Source organism: Paenibacillus rhizovicinus, from assembly GCF_010365285.1.
In the GTDB taxonomy this organism is placed as follows: domain Bacteria; phylum Bacillota; class Bacilli; order Paenibacillales; family Paenibacillaceae; genus Paenibacillus_Z; species Paenibacillus_Z rhizovicinus.
On the sequence record NZ_CP048286.1, the window covers coordinates 1,510,390 to 1,525,457 of the forward strand.

At 57.0% G+C, this 15,068-nt stretch carries 13 protein-coding genes; 5 read left to right on the forward strand and 8 right to left on the reverse strand.

The window, feature by feature from the left end; genetic code table 11:
- Nucleotides 1-26: 26 nt before the first annotated feature.
- The 6 genes from GZH47_RS07030 to GZH47_RS07055 all read right to left on the reverse strand — a co-directional run bounded on the left by GZH47_RS07030 (nt 27) and on the right by GZH47_RS07055 (nt 5,358).
- The gene (locus GZH47_RS07030) at nt 27-518 is read right to left on the reverse strand and encodes an acyl-CoA thioesterase (protein ID WP_162639440.1); all 492 of its coding nucleotides are present in this window, start codon (nt 516-518) and stop codon (nt 27-29) included.
- Between the two features lie 85 nt (nt 519-603).
- The gene (pyk, locus tag GZH47_RS07035; RefSeq protein WP_162639441.1) at nt 604-2,358 is read right to left on the reverse strand and encodes a pyruvate kinase; all 1,755 of its coding nucleotides are present in this window, start codon (nt 2,356-2,358) and stop codon (nt 604-606) included.
- A gap of 44 nt (nt 2,359-2,402) precedes the next feature.
- Entirely contained in the window at nt 2,403-3,416 is a 1,014-nt protein-coding gene (locus GZH47_RS07040; RefSeq protein WP_162639442.1) for an acetyl-CoA carboxylase carboxyltransferase subunit alpha, read from the reverse strand.
- On the reverse strand, nt 3,406-4,278 hold the full coding sequence (gene accD, locus GZH47_RS07045; RefSeq protein ID WP_162639443.1) for an acetyl-CoA carboxylase, carboxyltransferase subunit beta: 873 nt from the start codon (nt 4,276-4,278) through the stop codon (nt 3,406-3,408). The genes GZH47_RS07040 and accD overlap by 11 nt, the downstream gene beginning before the upstream one ends.
- A gap of 101 nt (nt 4,279-4,379) precedes the next feature.
- The gene (locus GZH47_RS07050) at nt 4,380-4,574 is read right to left on the reverse strand and encodes a glutamate decarboxylase (RefSeq protein WP_162639444.1); all 195 of its coding nucleotides are present in this window, start codon (nt 4,572-4,574) and stop codon (nt 4,380-4,382) included.
- Nucleotides 4,575-4,860: 286 nt separating this feature from the next.
- Nucleotides 4,861-5,358, reverse strand: coding sequence for a phosphatidylglycerophosphatase A family protein (locus GZH47_RS07055; RefSeq protein WP_162639445.1), 498 nt, complete (start codon nt 5,356-5,358; stop codon nt 4,861-4,863).
- Nucleotides 5,359-5,594: 236 nt separating this feature from the next.
- Here GZH47_RS07055 and GZH47_RS07060 point away from each other — a divergent pair, with 236 nt between their 5' ends.
- Nucleotides 5,595-5,765: a hypothetical protein gene (locus GZH47_RS07060; RefSeq protein ID WP_162639446.1), complete on the forward strand. Its 171-nt coding sequence runs from the start codon at nt 5,595-5,597 to the stop codon at nt 5,763-5,765.
- A gap of 884 nt (nt 5,766-6,649) precedes the next feature.
- Here GZH47_RS07060 and GZH47_RS07065 read toward each other — a convergent pair.
- Nucleotides 6,650-10,453: a DNA polymerase III subunit alpha gene (locus GZH47_RS07065; protein WP_162639447.1), complete on the reverse strand. Its 3,804-nt coding sequence runs from the start codon at nt 10,451-10,453 to the stop codon at nt 6,650-6,652.
- A gap of 178 nt (nt 10,454-10,631) precedes the next feature.
- Between GZH47_RS07065 and GZH47_RS07070 the strand changes: the two genes are divergently transcribed.
- From GZH47_RS07070 to GZH47_RS07080, 3 genes are all read left to right on the forward strand, one after another.
- Complete coding sequence (locus tag GZH47_RS07070; protein WP_162639448.1) at nt 10,632-10,958, forward strand: YtrH family sporulation protein; 327 nt, start codon at nt 10,632-10,634, stop codon at nt 10,956-10,958.
- A 3-nt stretch (nt 10,959-10,961) separates the two neighbouring features.
- Nucleotides 10,962-11,474, forward strand: coding sequence for a sporulation membrane protein YtrI (locus GZH47_RS07075; RefSeq protein WP_162639449.1), 513 nt, complete (start codon nt 10,962-10,964; stop codon nt 11,472-11,474).
- Between the two features lie 112 nt (nt 11,475-11,586).
- Nucleotides 11,587-11,883, forward strand: coding sequence for a YtpI family protein (locus tag GZH47_RS07080; protein WP_162639450.1), 297 nt, complete (start codon nt 11,587-11,589; stop codon nt 11,881-11,883).
- Between the two features lie 228 nt (nt 11,884-12,111).
- Here the strand turns inward: GZH47_RS07080 and GZH47_RS07085 are convergent, their stop codons facing one another.
- Nucleotides 12,112-13,458 (reverse strand): DRTGG domain-containing protein, encoded by a 1,347-nt coding sequence (locus GZH47_RS07085; RefSeq protein ID WP_162639451.1) that lies wholly within the window; start codon nt 13,456-13,458, stop codon nt 12,112-12,114.
- A gap of 236 nt (nt 13,459-13,694) precedes the next feature.
- Between GZH47_RS07085 and GZH47_RS07090 the strand changes: the two genes are divergently transcribed.
- Entirely contained in the window at nt 13,695-15,062 is a 1,368-nt protein-coding gene (locus tag GZH47_RS07090) for a YheC/YheD family endospore coat-associated protein (protein ID WP_162639452.1), read from the forward strand.
- The last annotated feature ends 6 nt before the right edge of the window (nt 15,063-15,068 follow it).

Consider the following 15,068-nt stretch of genomic DNA (forward strand, 5'->3'; position numbering starts at 1 on the left):
TTGTCATCTCTCCTTGGCTTCCTGTTCTAGAGGTTCGAGGCAGCCCTTTGCAGCATCGCATAGAGCTCTGGCAGCGCTTTGTCGAGGCGCGAAGGCTTCCATTCCCCGTTCACCCATACATGACGCGTACCGCCCTGTACAAGCAGCTTGCCGGGAGGCTCTTCTCCTTCCCAGAAGGCTGGATACGTCTCCCCTTCCCCGATCAAGCGCACTTCCGAGCGGAAAGCCATTCGAATCGGCGAGAGCTGTTCAATCCGAGTGCACACGAGCACGTTATCGTCATACCGCGCCGGCGATAAGTAAGTACATTCCAAGTCGACGACCGGCAAGAGCAGGCCTTCCTTCTCGACCGCGGAATACGGCGTCCCCAAGGCACGTACGATTTCGGTTCGGCCGACTTCAAACCAGGTGACATAATTGCCGTAAAATACGACCCCCATCCGATCCGTCTCCTGGTACCTAACCCGCAGCGGATGCAAATGCCAGCGATAATTCGCGCTCGACTCTTCCTTCGTCATTGCGATTCTCTCCTTAGTTGAACGAAAAGCGACGGCACTTGCGTGCCATCGCTTCTATATACGTGCTATGAATCGGGTCGGTTTCTTACATGACCTTCGCTTGTCCGGAATAAATAACGCCGACTTCCGCGTAAACCGTTACTTCGGTTCCGTCATGCAGCAGCCCCAGAGCATTCTGAACGCCCAGAATGACCGGAATACCCAGGTTCAGCGCCACGATCGCCGCATGGCTAGTAATGCCGCCTTGTTCCGTGATAACTGCCGCTGCCTTCTGGATAGCAGGCATATATTCGCGATCCGTGGAGTAAGTAACCAGAATGGATCCTTCCGTCGTCTTGGCGATGGCTTCCTCAGGCGTACGGGCTACGACTACTTTGCCCGTTGCGCTTTGGCTGCCGATGCCTTGGCCTTTGGCGATCATTTCGCCGATGGTATGGATTTTGATCAGGTTCGTGGAACCGGAACGGCCAACCGGTACGCCTGCCGTAATAATAACGGTATCGCCCAATTTAACGAGGCCGGAGTTGATGCCGCCTTGAACGGCGATATCGAACATCGCGTCCGTCGTTTCCGCAGGCGTTCCAAGCGCGGGAATAACGCCCCAGATCAGAGCCAAGCGACGCATGACTTGCTCGTTCGGCGTAACCGCGATAATCGGCGATTTCGGACGGTATTTGGACACCATGCGAGCCGTATAGCCGCTTTCCGTCGATGTAATGATCGCTTTCGTGTTCAGGTCGAGGGCGGAATTCGCAACAGCCTGGCTGATCGCTTCCGTTACCGTCGTTTGCTGCGCTTTCGCTTGCTTCGTGAAAATTTCACGATAATCAAGCGCGGATTCCGCACGAACTGCGATGCGGGACATCGTTTGAACGGATTCTACCGGGTATTTCCCTGCAGCCGTCTCGCCGGAGAGCATGATCGCGTCCGTGCCGTCAAAGATCGCGTTCGCCACGTCGCTTGCTTCTGCGCGCGTCGGGCGCGGGTTGCGCTGCATGGAATCCAGCATTTGCGTCGCCGTGATGACCGGTTTGCCGGCACGGTTACACTTCTGGATCATTTGTTTCTGAACGAGCGGCACTTCTTCGGCAGGAATTTCGACGCCGAGGTCGCCGCGGGCAACCATCAAGCCGTCGGACACTTCCAGGATCTCGTCCAGGTTGTCGACGCCTTGCTGATTCTCGATTTTCGAAATGATTTGGATATGGCCGGCACTGTGCTTCTCCAGCAGTTCGCGGATTTCAAGCACGTCCGTCGCTTTGCGCACGAAGGAAGCGGCGATGAAATCAACGCCTTGCTCGATACCGAAAACGATATCGCCAGCGTCCTTCTCCGTGATGCCAGGCAGCGAGATATGTACGCCTGGAACGTTAACGCCTTTCTTGCTCTTGATCGGACCGCTGTTCACGATACGGCACTTGATCTCCGTGCCTTGAACTTCTTCGACCGTCAAGCCGATCAAGCCGTCGTCGATCAGAATCGTCGAACCGATCTCGACGTCGGCCGGCAGGTTGGAATACGTCACTGGAATCCGGTCGCGGTCGCCCAAAATTTCTTCGGTCGTCAGCGTGATCGTCTCGCCTTGGTTCAATTCGATCGGCTCTTCCTTCAGCTTGCCAAGACGAATCTCGGGACCCTTCGTGTCGAGCAGGATCGCGACGTTCTGGCCAAGCTCGATGCTTGCTTGACGAATGTTCTTGATCCGGTTGCCATGCTCTTCGAAATCGCCGTGCGAGAAGTTCAGGCGGGCGACGTTCATGCCCGCGTTAATCAGTTTCTTCGTGTTCTCCAGCGATTCGCTGGAAGGACCGATTGTACATACAATCTTCGTTTTGCGCATGAGTAGATTTCATCCTCCGTAGTTACGTTCACGTTTATTGTTCGTTATACTTGTGCAGATTCGGCTTCGACGACGGGCGCCGCTACCGGAACTGCTGCCGGCTCGGGCGATCGGTAAACGCCGACTTTGCGGAATTTATTGTAACGGTCTGTGACAAGCTCGTCTGGAGACATGCGGGACAGCTCGATCAGATGGCGCCACACCGCTTCTTTGATCGTTTCGGACTGAGCCGCGAGATCATTGTGGGCGCCGCCTTGCGGTTCCTCGACAATCTCTTCGATGATTCCAAATCCAAGCAGATCGGCTGCCGTAATTTTCATAACGGCGGCGGCTTCATCCGCACGGCCTGCGTCCTTCCAGAGGATGGACGCCGCGCCGTTCGGCGAGATCGCCGAGTAAATCGCGTTCTCCAGCATCAGCACGCGGTTGCCTACGCCGAGCGCAAGCGCTCCGCCGCTGCCGCCTTCTCCGATAACGACGCAAATGATCGGAACGCCGAACGTGGCCATTTCGCGCAAGTTGCGGGCGATCGCTTCCGATTGTCCGCGTTCCTCCGCGGTATTGCCCGGGTACGCGCCTTTCGTGTCGATAAACGTCACGATCGGACGGCCGAATTTATTCGCTTGCTGCATGAGTCTGAGCGCCTTGCGGAAGCCCTCCGGATGGGGACTGCCGAAGAAACGCGCGATGTTGTCTTTCGTATCTTTCCCGCGCTGATGGCCGATAACCGTAACCGGTACGCCGTTCAACTTCGCCAAACCGGCCACGATCGCCAGATCGTCCGCGAATAAACGGTCGCCGTGCAGCTCGATGAAATCGGTGAAAATCGCTCCTATGTAATCGAGCGACGTAGGGCGTCCGTGGTGACGGGCCACATGCATTTTCTGAGCCGGCGTCAATTCGTTGTATAAATCTTCTTGCAGCTTCTTGCAGCGTTCCTCGAGGCGGGAAATTTCATCGCTGAAATCGATGCCCGACTCTTGGCCGAATTTCTTCAGTTCTTCGATTTTCTTTTGCAGCTCATTCAGCGGCTTCTCAAACGGCAGCTCACCCGCCATTGATCATATCCCCCTTCGCAGAATGCATATCAAGTAATTTGATCAGCAACGGTTTCATTTCTTTGCGATGCACGACCTTGTCCAGTTGTCCGTGCTGCAAGTTGAATTCCGCCGTCTGGAAATTATCCGGCAGCTTCTGGCGAATCGTCTGTTCGATGACGACGCGTCCCGCGAAGCCGACAAGCGCGCCCGGCTCGGCCAAATTAAAATCGCCCAGCATGGCGAAACTTGCCGAGACGCCGCCCGTCGTCGGATCGGTCATAACGGAAATGTAAAGCCCTCCGTCGCCTTGGAACTTCGCCAGCGCGGCGCTTGTTTTGGCCATCTGCATGAGACTGAGAATGCTCTCCTGCATCCGGGCACCGCTCGACGTCGAGAAAATGATCATCGGCAGCTTCTTCTCGTGGGCTTGTTCGATCGCGCGCGTAATTTTCTCGCCGACGACGGAACCCATGCTTCCCGCGAAAAAATCAAAGCTCATGAAAGCCGCGACGACCGGCAATCCGCCGATCGTCCCTTCGCCGGTCACGACCGCATCGGTCAGGCCGGAGCTCTTCTTCTGTGCTTCTACTTTGCCGGCATAGCCCGGGAATCCAAGCGGATCCTCGGAGGACAATTCGGCGTCGAACTCGGCGAGACGGCCTTCGTCGAGCGTAATCGCGATCCGTTCCCAGGCGCTGAGACGGAAATGATGGCCGCAGCTCGGGCAGACCTTCAAATTCTTCTCCACTTCTTTGGAGAACTGGATGTTGCCGCACTTCGGGCACTTGGACATCAAGCCTTCCGGAATATCCGGTTTCGTGCGAGGCTGGCCCGAAGGAATCGTGGCGTATTTTTTTTTATGGAATAAGTCCTTGAACACGAGTGACACCTCTTTGGGGGCGCAGTTTGGAATTGACAGTCTGCGCATGGAATCGCAGTAGTTTGAGAATTACAGGTGCGCTTAGTAACGCAGTCATTAAATTACCGTTGCGAGTTTAGAATGCTGTTTAGAACTTCTTGCACTTCGTCCAGCTCGCCGGAAGGGACCAATATTTCATATTGTTGCTTAGAAACGTTGATCGGTCGAATCTTCACAAGAAACCCTTCCTGGGTCAGCCGGTTTTTAATGCTCTCCGCAATTTTTGCCGTAGGCGCGATATAGATAACCGTCCACATGAAGGAACCTCCTGAGCTTTGTTTAGATCATCTGATCGCACATGGAGAAACGGCTGACGCCGTCCTTAAGGCGGCGCGGCGCGCTTCATTCCGGTGAGATATAAGCTTACCTATAAGCTGTAAATGCTGCAAACTTATACTGGCTTATATTGACGGAGAACCATGGCATGCCTTATAAACTGTCGTTATCTGGGCATATGATGTCATAATGATACCATATGTTAAGATTCCATCGCAACGCCGCATGACTGGAAGCTATGCCGTGTTCTGGACGGGCAACCCGGGGCTACTGGGATTGATCCGCGATTTCGTACAGATTGGCTTTGGGATCCTGATGCGCGATCCGCGCTGAAGCTGCCGCTGCCAAACCGGCCACAAGGTCATCGAGGAACACGTGCACGTGCTGGCCTTTCTCGTTCAGCTTGCGGATAATGCCCGGCTTCACTTTATCGAGATAGCCGAAGCTCGTAAGCCCGATCATCCCGTAAACGTTAGTAATTCCCAGCGCCAGCGTCTCGTCGACGCCGTACAAGGATTCGTCGGCTTCCATAATGGCTTGCAGCGGTTCGGGCAGCATTTTGCGCTCGGCCAGTTCATCCAGCGCGATGCCGGTGAACAGCACGTATTGCACCTCGCGTTTATTCAATACCTGCAGCACGCTCTCTTCGCATTCTTGGTAAGTCAGGTCCGGATTATAAGGGCGCTGCAGCGAAAAAACAATATCCGCTACGTCGCTTACCTGAACCCCGCGTCTGTTGAGCCATTTCTCCATATTGGTCGACATCCATTATCCCCCCGCATCGGCTTGTACGAATAGGGCCGCGCGCGACGCGCTCCCGTCCATGCAAGCTTCGATAATGCGGAGCCGCCAGTCATGTTTAGCTCCGTGTCTCCTAAATGTATGCGGAGATTTGGAAACATGTGCATTCAAGAAGAAACGATTGCGCCGGTTCGTGGCGGCGCGGAGTTTCTTCTGAAGAAACGATTGCGCCGGTTCGTGGCGGCGCGGAGTTCCTTCTGATGAAAGAGCTCTGGCCGGCTTGCGGCGGCGCGGAGTTTCTTCTGGTGAAAGAGCTCTGGCCGCCTTGCGGCGGCGAGCGCCCTTTCATTCCGACGAAATCCAAGTCCTGGAATAAGGCGAAACTTATTCAGGCTTGGATTGCAAGAAGAAACCGGTGCGGCGTATTGTAGCTGCGGTGAAAATGGAATAACGTCTGCAGTTCCTGTGAGGTTATTCAAACGCTGCCTTGCAGGCGATGTCTGCAAGAATCTGAATGCCAGCCAGAGCCGTTTTGGTGTTTGAGCGTTCTTGGCTGGAGCGCCGACGCTGATGCTGGAAGGTAATGCCGGACTGATGTCGATGGTGTAGACTGATGCTGTCCGCGGCACCTATGTTGAGCGCACCGGTCCCTTACGAATCGTATGATCCTTATTGAGCCAAAAAACGCCATTTCGAATTTTTAACGAATCATACTAGCGTTATGGCTAGCAAAATCTCGCTTGTCCGCCCAGTTTCACTTGTTTCCCAAATCTTAACGCCACTGGAGTCCGTTAGACAAAATCTCCCTCTATTTTCGACCCAATAAGCGTGATTCGATCCGTTAGCCTCTAACTGCTCTTCAAACTCGCCAAATTACGCGCACTGGCAAGATACCTCATATGCAAACACTTGCGTCCGCCGCCGGCTTTCTGCGCGGTCATAGTATCCGTTATTTCAACAAATCACCCGTTTTCGGCAACTGCGCGGACTCACGTTCCGCTATTAGCGTTGAAAGCCTCGCTTTGAACGAAATTTCGACCTCATAACGTCTCTCATGTCCGCCAAAAGCCAAAATAGGTTATATTGCCAACATTTAGCGTCATCTCTGACCGCCAATCCGATATGAGATCGGTCAATGGGACCCCTTTTCAAATCTCCAAGTTCGGCAAAATCCCGGATCCTAGAGCGCTCTGCAATTTGTTATCCGATTCACTTTATCGCCGCTGCACAGTTAAGCCGCTTATTACGACTTGAATGCGGCTAGATCATAAAGAAGAAACGATTGCTCCTTAGCGTTGCGCGCGGTTCGTCTTGGCTATTTCACAATCGCCGAGCCTTTGCCGAAAATCGCTTCGATCTCTTGCAGCAGCCGCTGGGAAGGCTTGACCCGGAAGGCCTCGCTCAGGACGACCGTGCGGCCTTCCCTTTCGTAGAAAAGCACGGTTTCGAGCGGCCCGGCGCTGCCTGTCAGCAGCGCTTTAAGCTTCTCCAGCACCGCGGAATCCTCGCGGCCCGCGACGATTTTGACATAGAGCCGCTGGTTGCGCTTCGCCGGCGCAGCCGCCCCGCCATTACTAGCCGGCGCGTTCGCGCTGTGCGCAGCGCCCTGCGCATAGGCGCGCTGCCGGCCGCCGCTCGCCGCAGCCGGCGGCACGGCTTGCCGGCCGCCGGCAGCGCCCGAAGCGGCGCCGGCGCGGCCTCCCGCGTCGCGCGGAGCCGCCGCCGCGCCTCCGGCCTCCGGCCTGCCGCCGCCGGACGCCCCGGCGACGGCAGCCGCAGGGCTGCCGTCGCGCGGCGCAGCTCCGCCGGCGCCGCGCCCTTGCGCGGCCGCGGCCTGATCCCGCGCGGCCCGGCTCTGCCCGAACCGCAGCAGCCGCTGCACCTGCGCGGCAAGGTCCTGCGGCGCGCTGCCGTCGCCGCCGATGCCGCGGCCGAGCGGCAGCACGTCCTCGAGCAGCAGCTTATAATCCTCGTCCTGCTGCTGCAGCTTTGCGAGCGCGAGCACGAGATTCCCGGGCTCGAGCGCCTGCTCGTGGCGTTTCCAAACCGTCGGGAACGCCACCGCCTCCACGCGCATGATGCGGTCCTCGATCTCGAGGAAGGCCATCGCCTGCCCTTTGCGCGTCATCAGCGGTTTCTTCGAAACGAGCATGGCCGCGACGAGCACGTATGCCCCGTCCGGGGCTTCGGCCAAATCGACGAGGCGATCGACCGGCAAGCCGTCCAGCACCTCGTCGTAATCGTCCAGCGGATGGCCGGACAAGTACATCCCTAGCAGCTCCCGCTCCAGGCCCAGCAGCTGCCCTGTCGTAAACGGCCGGACTTCCGGCAGCTCCACGTCCCAGTTCTGCACCTCTTCGAAGCCGAACAGCTCGATTTGCAGCTCCTCGCGCTCTTTGCGCCACTTCAGCGCGGCTTCGACCGTCTCGTCCAGCACGGCGACCAACTGCGCGCGGTGCGCGCCGAGCGCGTCGCAAGCGCCGGCTTGAATCAGCGATTCCAGCACGCGCTTGTTCACGACGCGCAGGTCGACGCGGCGGCACAAGTCCAGCAGACTATCGAACTTGCGCGAAGCACGCTCTTTGAGCAGAGACTCGATCGCTTGCGTCCCTACGTTCTTAATCGATGCCAGGCCGAACCGGATCGCCCCGCCGACGGGCGTAAACGTCACGCTGCTCTCGTTCACGTCGGGCGCGAGCACCTCGATGTCCATCCGGCGGCATTCATCCACGTATTCCGCCGTCTTGCGCTGGTTGCCCGTTACGGATGCGAGCATGGACGCCATGAACGGTACGGGATGATTCGCTTTCAGCCATGCCGTCTGGAACGCAAGAACGCCGTACGCGGCCGCATGCGCGCGCGGGAACCCGTAGTCCGCGAATCGCACGATCATGTCGTAGACCGCATTTGCATCCTGCTCGCCGTAGCCTTGCGACAAGCTGCCGCTGACGAAATGCGCGCGCTGCTCGTCCAGCACTTCGCGCTTCTTCTTCGAAACGGCGCGGCGCAGCAAATCCGCTTCGCCTAGCGAAAATCCGGCCATCGCGGACGCGATCTGCATGATTTGCTCCTGATAAACGATAATCCCGTACGTGTCGGCAAGAATCGGCTCAAGCGAAGGATGCGGATAGACGACCTCCGTCTGGCCGTGCTTGCCCGCGATATATTTGGGAATAAACTCCATCGGACCCGGGCGGTACAGCGCCAGAACGGAGACGATATCCTCGAATTGCGTCGGCTTCAGCTCCTTCAGCACCCGCCTGACGCCAGATGACTCCAACTGGAAAATCCCCGTCGTTTCGCCGCGCGTCAGCATGGCATACGTTTCCGGATCGTCATCGGGGATAAACCGGAAATCGACCGTAATGCCCTGCTGCTGCTTCACCCAATCCAGCGTGCGCTCGAGAATCGACAACGTGCGCAGCCCGAGAAAATCCATCTTGAGCAAGCCGACGGCTTCCAAATTTTCCATGGAATACTGCGTCAATGCCGTCCGTTCCGTGCCCGCCTGCAGCGGTACGTAATTCGTCAGCGGTTCGCCGGAAATGACGACCCCCGCGGCATGCGTCGAGGCATGCCGCGGCATGCCTTCCACCTTCAGCGCCATGCGCAGCAGATCGGCTGTTTTCGGCTGGCGTTCCGACGCCTCGCGCAGCTCGGAGCTGGTCCGCAGCGCTTCTTCAAGCGAAATGCCGAGCTGATTCGGGATCAGCTTCGCCGCGCGGTCGACTTCCCCGAACGGCACCGCCATCGCTCTGCCGACATCGCGGACGGCCGCCTTAGCCGCCATCGTACCGAACGTAATGATCTGAGCAACGTGCTCCTCGCCGTATTTGGCCGATACGTAGGCGATGACCTCGTCCCGGCGTTCGTCGTTGAAGTCGATATCGATATCCGGCATTGAAATCCGCTCGGGATTCAGAAACCGTTCGAAGAGCAGTTTGTATTTGAGCGGGTCCACGTCCGTAATGTTGAGCGTATACGCCACGAGACTGCCTGCCGAAGACCCCCGTCCCGGACCGGTCCTGATGCCCTGCTCATGGGCGAACCGGATAAAATCCCAGACGATCAGGAAATAGTCGCTGAATCCCATGTTGTCTATGACTTTCAGTTCATAGAGAAGACGTTCCATCGCGGCTTCTTGCAAGGAAGGATCCGCTGCCCATGCGGAGCCCCCGGCATAACGCGCGTCCAGCCCGTCCCTGCACAGCGCTTCCAAATAAGAAGAAGAGGTCATGCCAGACGGTATCGGGTGAAACGCGGGCAGCAACGCTCTGCCGAACGTCAGCTCCAGCGAGCATTTATCGGCAATCTCGACCGTACGCGCCACCGCGTCCGCCGCCTGCCGGAATTGAAGATGCATTTCATCGGGGGTTTTCAAATACATCTGATCGGTCAGCATTTGCAGCCGGTCTTCGTCTTCGATCGTTGTCCCGGTGCCGATGCAGATCAGCACGTCCTGCACGGCCGCATCGGACGGCTGCAGATAATGGACGTCGTTCGTCGCCACGGTCAAGATGCCTGTCCGCTCCGCCAGCGCCAGCGTCGCCTGCAGCACTTTTTTCTGCTCCAGCATGCCGTGATCCTGAAGCTCCAGATAGAAGTCTTCACCGAAAATCGACCGGTAACGTTCCGCCGAACGGAGCGCCTCGTCGTGCCGGTCCTGCAGCAAGTGCTGCGCGATTTCGCTGCCCAGGCAGGAGCTGAGGCAAATCAAACCTTCCGCATGCGCCCGCAGCGCTTCGAAATCGATCCGCGGCTTATAGTGAAACCCTTCCAGATGTCCGATAGAGCTCAGCTTCATCAGGTTGCGGTAGCCCGTCTCGTTCTTGGCAAGCAAGATGAGATGGTAAATCGGATTATCCTTGCGCGTCCCTTTATCGAAGCGCGAGCCCGTCGTCAAATAAACCTCGCAGCCGATGATCGGCTTGATTCCGCGGGCCCGGCAGGCCTTATAAAACGGAACGGCGCCGTACATGACCCCGTGGTCGGTCAGCGCCAGCGCCTTCATGCCCTGCTCCGCGGCAGCCTCTACCAGATCCTTGATCCGGGCAGCCCCGTCGAGCAAGCTGAATTCGCTATGAACGTGTAAATGTACAAATTCGCGTCCGCCGCTCATCGCCATTCCTTCTTTCTATCGTAAACGTGCATCATTTTCTATCAGTTTATCATATTGGCGCCCCGCCCGCCCATACAATGGACTAGGGCCGGACGTTCCGCCGACGCGGAGCTGCCCGCCCATAGATCCGGAGAGGACGAGCCGCGTCTCTCTCCAGAATGGAAGGGAGCATATAGGCATGGACTCCTTCTTCTCGAAAGCAACGATCGATTTCTTCATCGCCTTCGGCGTCGTGTTCGGCGGTTCGCTGCTTGCCGGCATGGGCTCCGTCCTCGTCATGACCGCGCCTGCGGATGCCATGATGGACACCGCGTCCCGCTTGAAAATATGGGCGCTCGTCGCGGCCGTCGGCGGCACGATCGATCCGATGCGCGTCATCGAAAGCAACATGATCCAAGGCCATCTGTCACCTGTCGCGCTCCAGATCGGCTACATTCTATGCGCCTTCCTCGGCGCGCATATGGGAACGGAACTCATCCGTTGGCTGTGCAGAGGGGCGGTCTAGCAAATGCGAGTGCCGCCTTTCGAACGGTTTACGAGATTGATGCAGGCCGCCGCTTATATCGTGCTTGGGAGCATTTTAGGCGCCATGGCGTACCATGCCGTTTTCTTCATGAATTTCAACGCCTTGCGCGATACGAATACGGAGCTGGAAGGCAAGCTGAGCGAATACGAGGATCGGATCGAGAAGCTGAACCAATTCAAGGATCAGCATACGGTCGTGAAGAGCATATCGACCACGCTCATGGACGGGAAGGAAGATGAGTCGGATGCGAGCTTGGACGAGCAGTCGAAGCTTTCCTTGAAAACCCAATTGAAAGTCGACCTCTCCGTCTTTCTCGGGACAAGCATCTACAAAATCAATACGAATGCGGAGCTGGCCAGATTGCTGCTCAGAAATAAAATTTATCTCGTGGGGGGCAATAAAGAATATACCGTGGACATTCGTACGGTGCTCCTCGTGGACAACGTGCTGCAGGTATGGTTCGTCGCCGCGAAGTATGATCGACCGCTGCATTAAACGCTTGCGGGAAGGTCGGTTGGAGAACCGGCGGGATTTTCGCTTGAAGCCCCTTTCGTGGTACAATAAGCCACATATTCTAGCTTGTCCATAAAGGAGCTGCACGCACGTCATGGTTAATGCCTTACACTGGGCCATCGTCATCCTCATCTGCCTTACGTCGCTGATGTCGGTCAATTTCAGTTACAAAGCCCGCCGCACCTCGGATACGCGCCAGCGCGGCATTCTGAGCGCCCGCCTCAACATGAGCATGGGCGTCATGCTCGTCTTCATCGCGCTGTTCATGATGCTCGCCTTCAACGGTTCGACGGTCAAAGTCATCATTAGCGGCTTGATCATCGTCATCGGCCTGTTCAACCTGTTTGCCGGGATACGCAACAACAGCGTCTACCGCTCCATGAAAGGTTAAGCGGTAGTTCAAAAAGCCGTCTTTTGATCACGTAATACCAAGTAGCGTATTCGGCATCGAATCTTGCGTTCACCTTCGAAGAGCATATGCTTACGTAGCTGGTTTCCTTCGGAAACCCTGAGCTGCTCATGTAGGTTTGCCTACACTGCGCTGCTCCTTCTTCAGGTTCTCGCAACCTTCTCGGTGCTGAAAACCCGACTTTTTGAACCTCATTTTAATTTAGATCAATCAATAAGGATCAATTAATTGCGCCGCAAGCAGCGCCTTGGCAGCCACCCCGCCGGGATCTTTCAATTCGATCTCAAGCTTGGCGCTCTTGCGGCTGATTTCCAGCAAGGTCGGCCGAATGACGACTTCGCTCTCCAACTGGATCGGCCTCACGAAATACGTCGTCATGCTCTCGATGACGTAATCCCGCTTCCCGAGCTCCCGGATCAATCCCCTTGCCGCCTGCGTCATCAATGTGACGAGCACGCCTTCCGAGATCGTGCCGAACGTCCCGGACATCTGCGGCGTAATTCTTCCCTCGTATTGAAAACCCTCTCCGCTCTCGGAAGCTTTCTTCTGGAATCCCGCACCGATCAATTCATCGAACGTTTCGCCAGACTCCTTCTGTTTGCCCGCATACCGCATCGCTTCGAGCGCTTCGCTCCGGCTGATCGCCGCCAGCAGTTTACGATTCTTGTCCACGATGGGCAGCAAATCGATCCCTTCGGCCGCCATCGTATGCGCCGCGGAGGCGATCGGAATATTCGGCGCCGCCGTTATCGGGCTGCGCGTCATCAGCTTCTCGACCGGCTGGTCGTCGCCGGCGCCTTCCGCATCCTTCGACGTCATCATGCCGACGACGCGCCCGCGGTCATCCAGCACGGGAAACCTCGTTCCGCCGACGCGGCCGGCCAGCTTAATATAGTCGCCTTTCGTCTCGCCCAGGCGCATCGTTTCCACGGGACGGGTATACGTGACGATATCCTCGACAAGCATGATTTTCTGCCGGATGAGACGGTCGAACATCGCGCGGTTGATCATGGACGCGACGGTGAACGTATCATGCTTGGAAGAAATGATCGGCAGGCCGAGCTCGTCCGCCAGCTGCTTGATGTCGTCGTTCGCGCCGAATCCGCCCGTGATCAATACGCCCGCTCCCTGCTCCAGCGCGCAGCGGTGGGCGCCCTGCCGGTTACCTACGATGAGCAGGCTGCCCGCGTCGATATAACGGACCATGGCGTCCAGCTCCATCGCGCCGATGACGAACTTATGCAGCGTCTTCTCCAGGCCGGCCGCGCCGCCGTACAGTTCTCCCTGCACGATATCCGCTACTTCTCCGAACGTCAGGCGATCGAGCGCTTCGCGGTTACGGCGCTGAATCCTGACGGTGCCGATCCGCTCCTTCGTGCTGACAAGACCCGCGGACTCCGCTTCCTTAATCGCCTTGTACGCCGTTCCTTCGCTCACTTCCAGCTCGTCCGCCATCGTGCGAACGGACAGTTTCGTACCGATCTCGAGCTGGCGGATATAGGTCATCAGCCGCTCATGCTTCGTTTGCGCCTCGGGCGCTTTTCCTTCGGCCGTCATGGCGGTCACTCCTTGTCTTCTTCTACGCACACTGCATGTCTAGTTCCATTTTAACAGAAAGCACGTACCCGAAGCACGATAGATTGGGCGCCGAGAAACGTTATTTTATGTGAAATCGGATGCTGTCCGCTAATCACCAAGGGATAGATGTCCTCATATGATGAACTAATTCGTGTCAAAACCCTATGGACCCTGGCCCAAACGTCATCATCTCCGGCATGGAAGGAGATCCGTCGATGCTGAAAACGAAAGTCGCCGTACAGGTAATCAGTCCGGGCATGCTGCCGGATGATGCCATCATGCTCGGCGACGCCTATTTGAGACAATGGAAAATCCCGCAAGGCCAGCCGTTGACGCTAAAATTCGGAGCGATGCGCCAATACGTCAAGGTCGTACCGGTCGAACGGTTCGACGGCATGCGGATCGGACAGAGTCTCGCGCGAAAGATGGGGCTGCTGGCAAACACCACGCTTCGCATCCGTTATCGGCCCGAAGAGGCCCAGCTTGCGCTTGGACCGTTGATCGGCGTCCTCATCAGCCGCGACGATCCGGAACAGCGCGACCGGCCTTTCGGCTCCATAACGATGTTCTGCAAAGAATTGGTGGATGCCTGCGAAGCGCAGGGCGCTTACGTCTATTTCTTCACGCCCCTACACCTGAAAGGCAATTACAACACGGTCGAAGGCTGGGTGTATTCGGACGGCTGGCGCAAAACGCTGCTCCCTTCGCCGGACGTCGTCAACAACCGGCTCACTTCGCGTAAACTGGAAAACCGCCCCAACGTGCAGGAATTCATCCAGGAAGTCAAGATTCGCCACAGAAGCACGGTCTTCAACGAGAAGTTTCTCGATAAGCCGGAAGTGTTCGAAGCGCTGGCCAAAGACCCGTCGCTCATCAAATATTTGCCGGAATCGCATGTGCTTAAGAGCTTTCCGATGTTGAAAACGATGTGCAGCCGGTACCATACCGTCTTCTTGAAGCCGGTCCGCGGCAGTCTAGGCAAAGGAATCATTCGCATCACCAAGATGGAGGCTGATGCGTATTCTGCACAATACGCCACGGTCGGCGGCACGCGCAGGCATTATTTCAGCAGTCTGCTCAAGCTGTACGGCTCCATCTCAGGCAAAATGAAAACCGTCCGGTACCAAATTCAGCAGGGGCTTCAGTTAATCGATATCATGGGAAGGCCGGTCGATTTCCGGGCGCTCGTGCAGAAGAACGAAACAGGCAAATGGGTGCTGACGTCCATCGTCGCCCGTACTGCGGGCAGCCATCATTTCGTCTCCAACCTAGCTAGAGGCGGTACGCTCAGCACGGTTCGCGAAGCCGTCGGCCGCTCCAACTTATCCGGTTCGAGCAGCTCGGAGGCACCCGGCAAACTGCAGCGCGCCGCACTCGATATCGCTCACGGCGTCGACAACTTTATTCCGGCTCACTTCGGCGAACTCGGCATCGATCTTGCGCTTGATACGAGCGGCCGGGTCTGGCTGCTGGAAGTAAACTCCAAGCCTTCGAAGAACGACAACACGCCGCTGCAGGATCAGAAGATCCGTCCCTCCGTCCGCAATATGATTCGCTATGCACGGCATTTGGCCGAATTTTAAAGCTAA

Coding starts and splice junctions, on each gene's coding strand:
- GZH47_RS07030 (WP_162639440.1), bottom strand. CDS start 518: ATGACGAAGGAAGAGTCGAGCGCGAATTATCGCTGGCATTTGCATCCG.
- pyk (WP_162639441.1), bottom strand. CDS start 2,358: ATGCGCAAAACGAAGATTGTATGTACAATCGGTCCTTCCAGCGAATCG.
- GZH47_RS07040 (WP_162639442.1), bottom strand. CDS start 3,416: ATGGCGGGTGAGCTGCCGTTTGAGAAGCCGCTGAATGAGCTGCAAAAG.
- GZH47_RS07050 (WP_162639444.1), bottom strand. CDS start 4,574: ATGTGGACGGTTATCTATATCGCGCCTACGGCAAAAATTGCGGAGAGC.
- GZH47_RS07055 (WP_162639445.1), bottom strand. CDS start 5,358: ATGTCGACCAATATGGAGAAATGGCTCAACAGACGCGGGGTTCAGGTA.
- GZH47_RS07060 (WP_162639446.1), top strand. CDS start 5,595: ATGAAAGAGCTCTGGCCGGCTTGCGGCGGCGCGGAGTTTCTTCTGGTG.
- GZH47_RS07065 (WP_162639447.1), bottom strand. CDS start 10,453: ATGAGCGGCGGACGCGAATTTGTACATTTACACGTTCATAGCGAATTC.
- GZH47_RS07070 (WP_162639448.1), top strand. CDS start 10,632: ATGGACTCCTTCTTCTCGAAAGCAACGATCGATTTCTTCATCGCCTTC.
- GZH47_RS07075 (WP_162639449.1), top strand. CDS start 10,962: ATGCGAGTGCCGCCTTTCGAACGGTTTACGAGATTGATGCAGGCCGCC.
- GZH47_RS07080 (WP_162639450.1), top strand. CDS start 11,587: ATGGTTAATGCCTTACACTGGGCCATCGTCATCCTCATCTGCCTTACG.
- GZH47_RS07085 (WP_162639451.1), bottom strand. CDS start 13,458: ATGACGGCCGAAGGAAAAGCGCCCGAGGCGCAAACGAAGCATGAGCGG.
- GZH47_RS07090 (WP_162639452.1), top strand. CDS start 13,695: ATGCTGAAAACGAAAGTCGCCGTACAGGTAATCAGTCCGGGCATGCTG.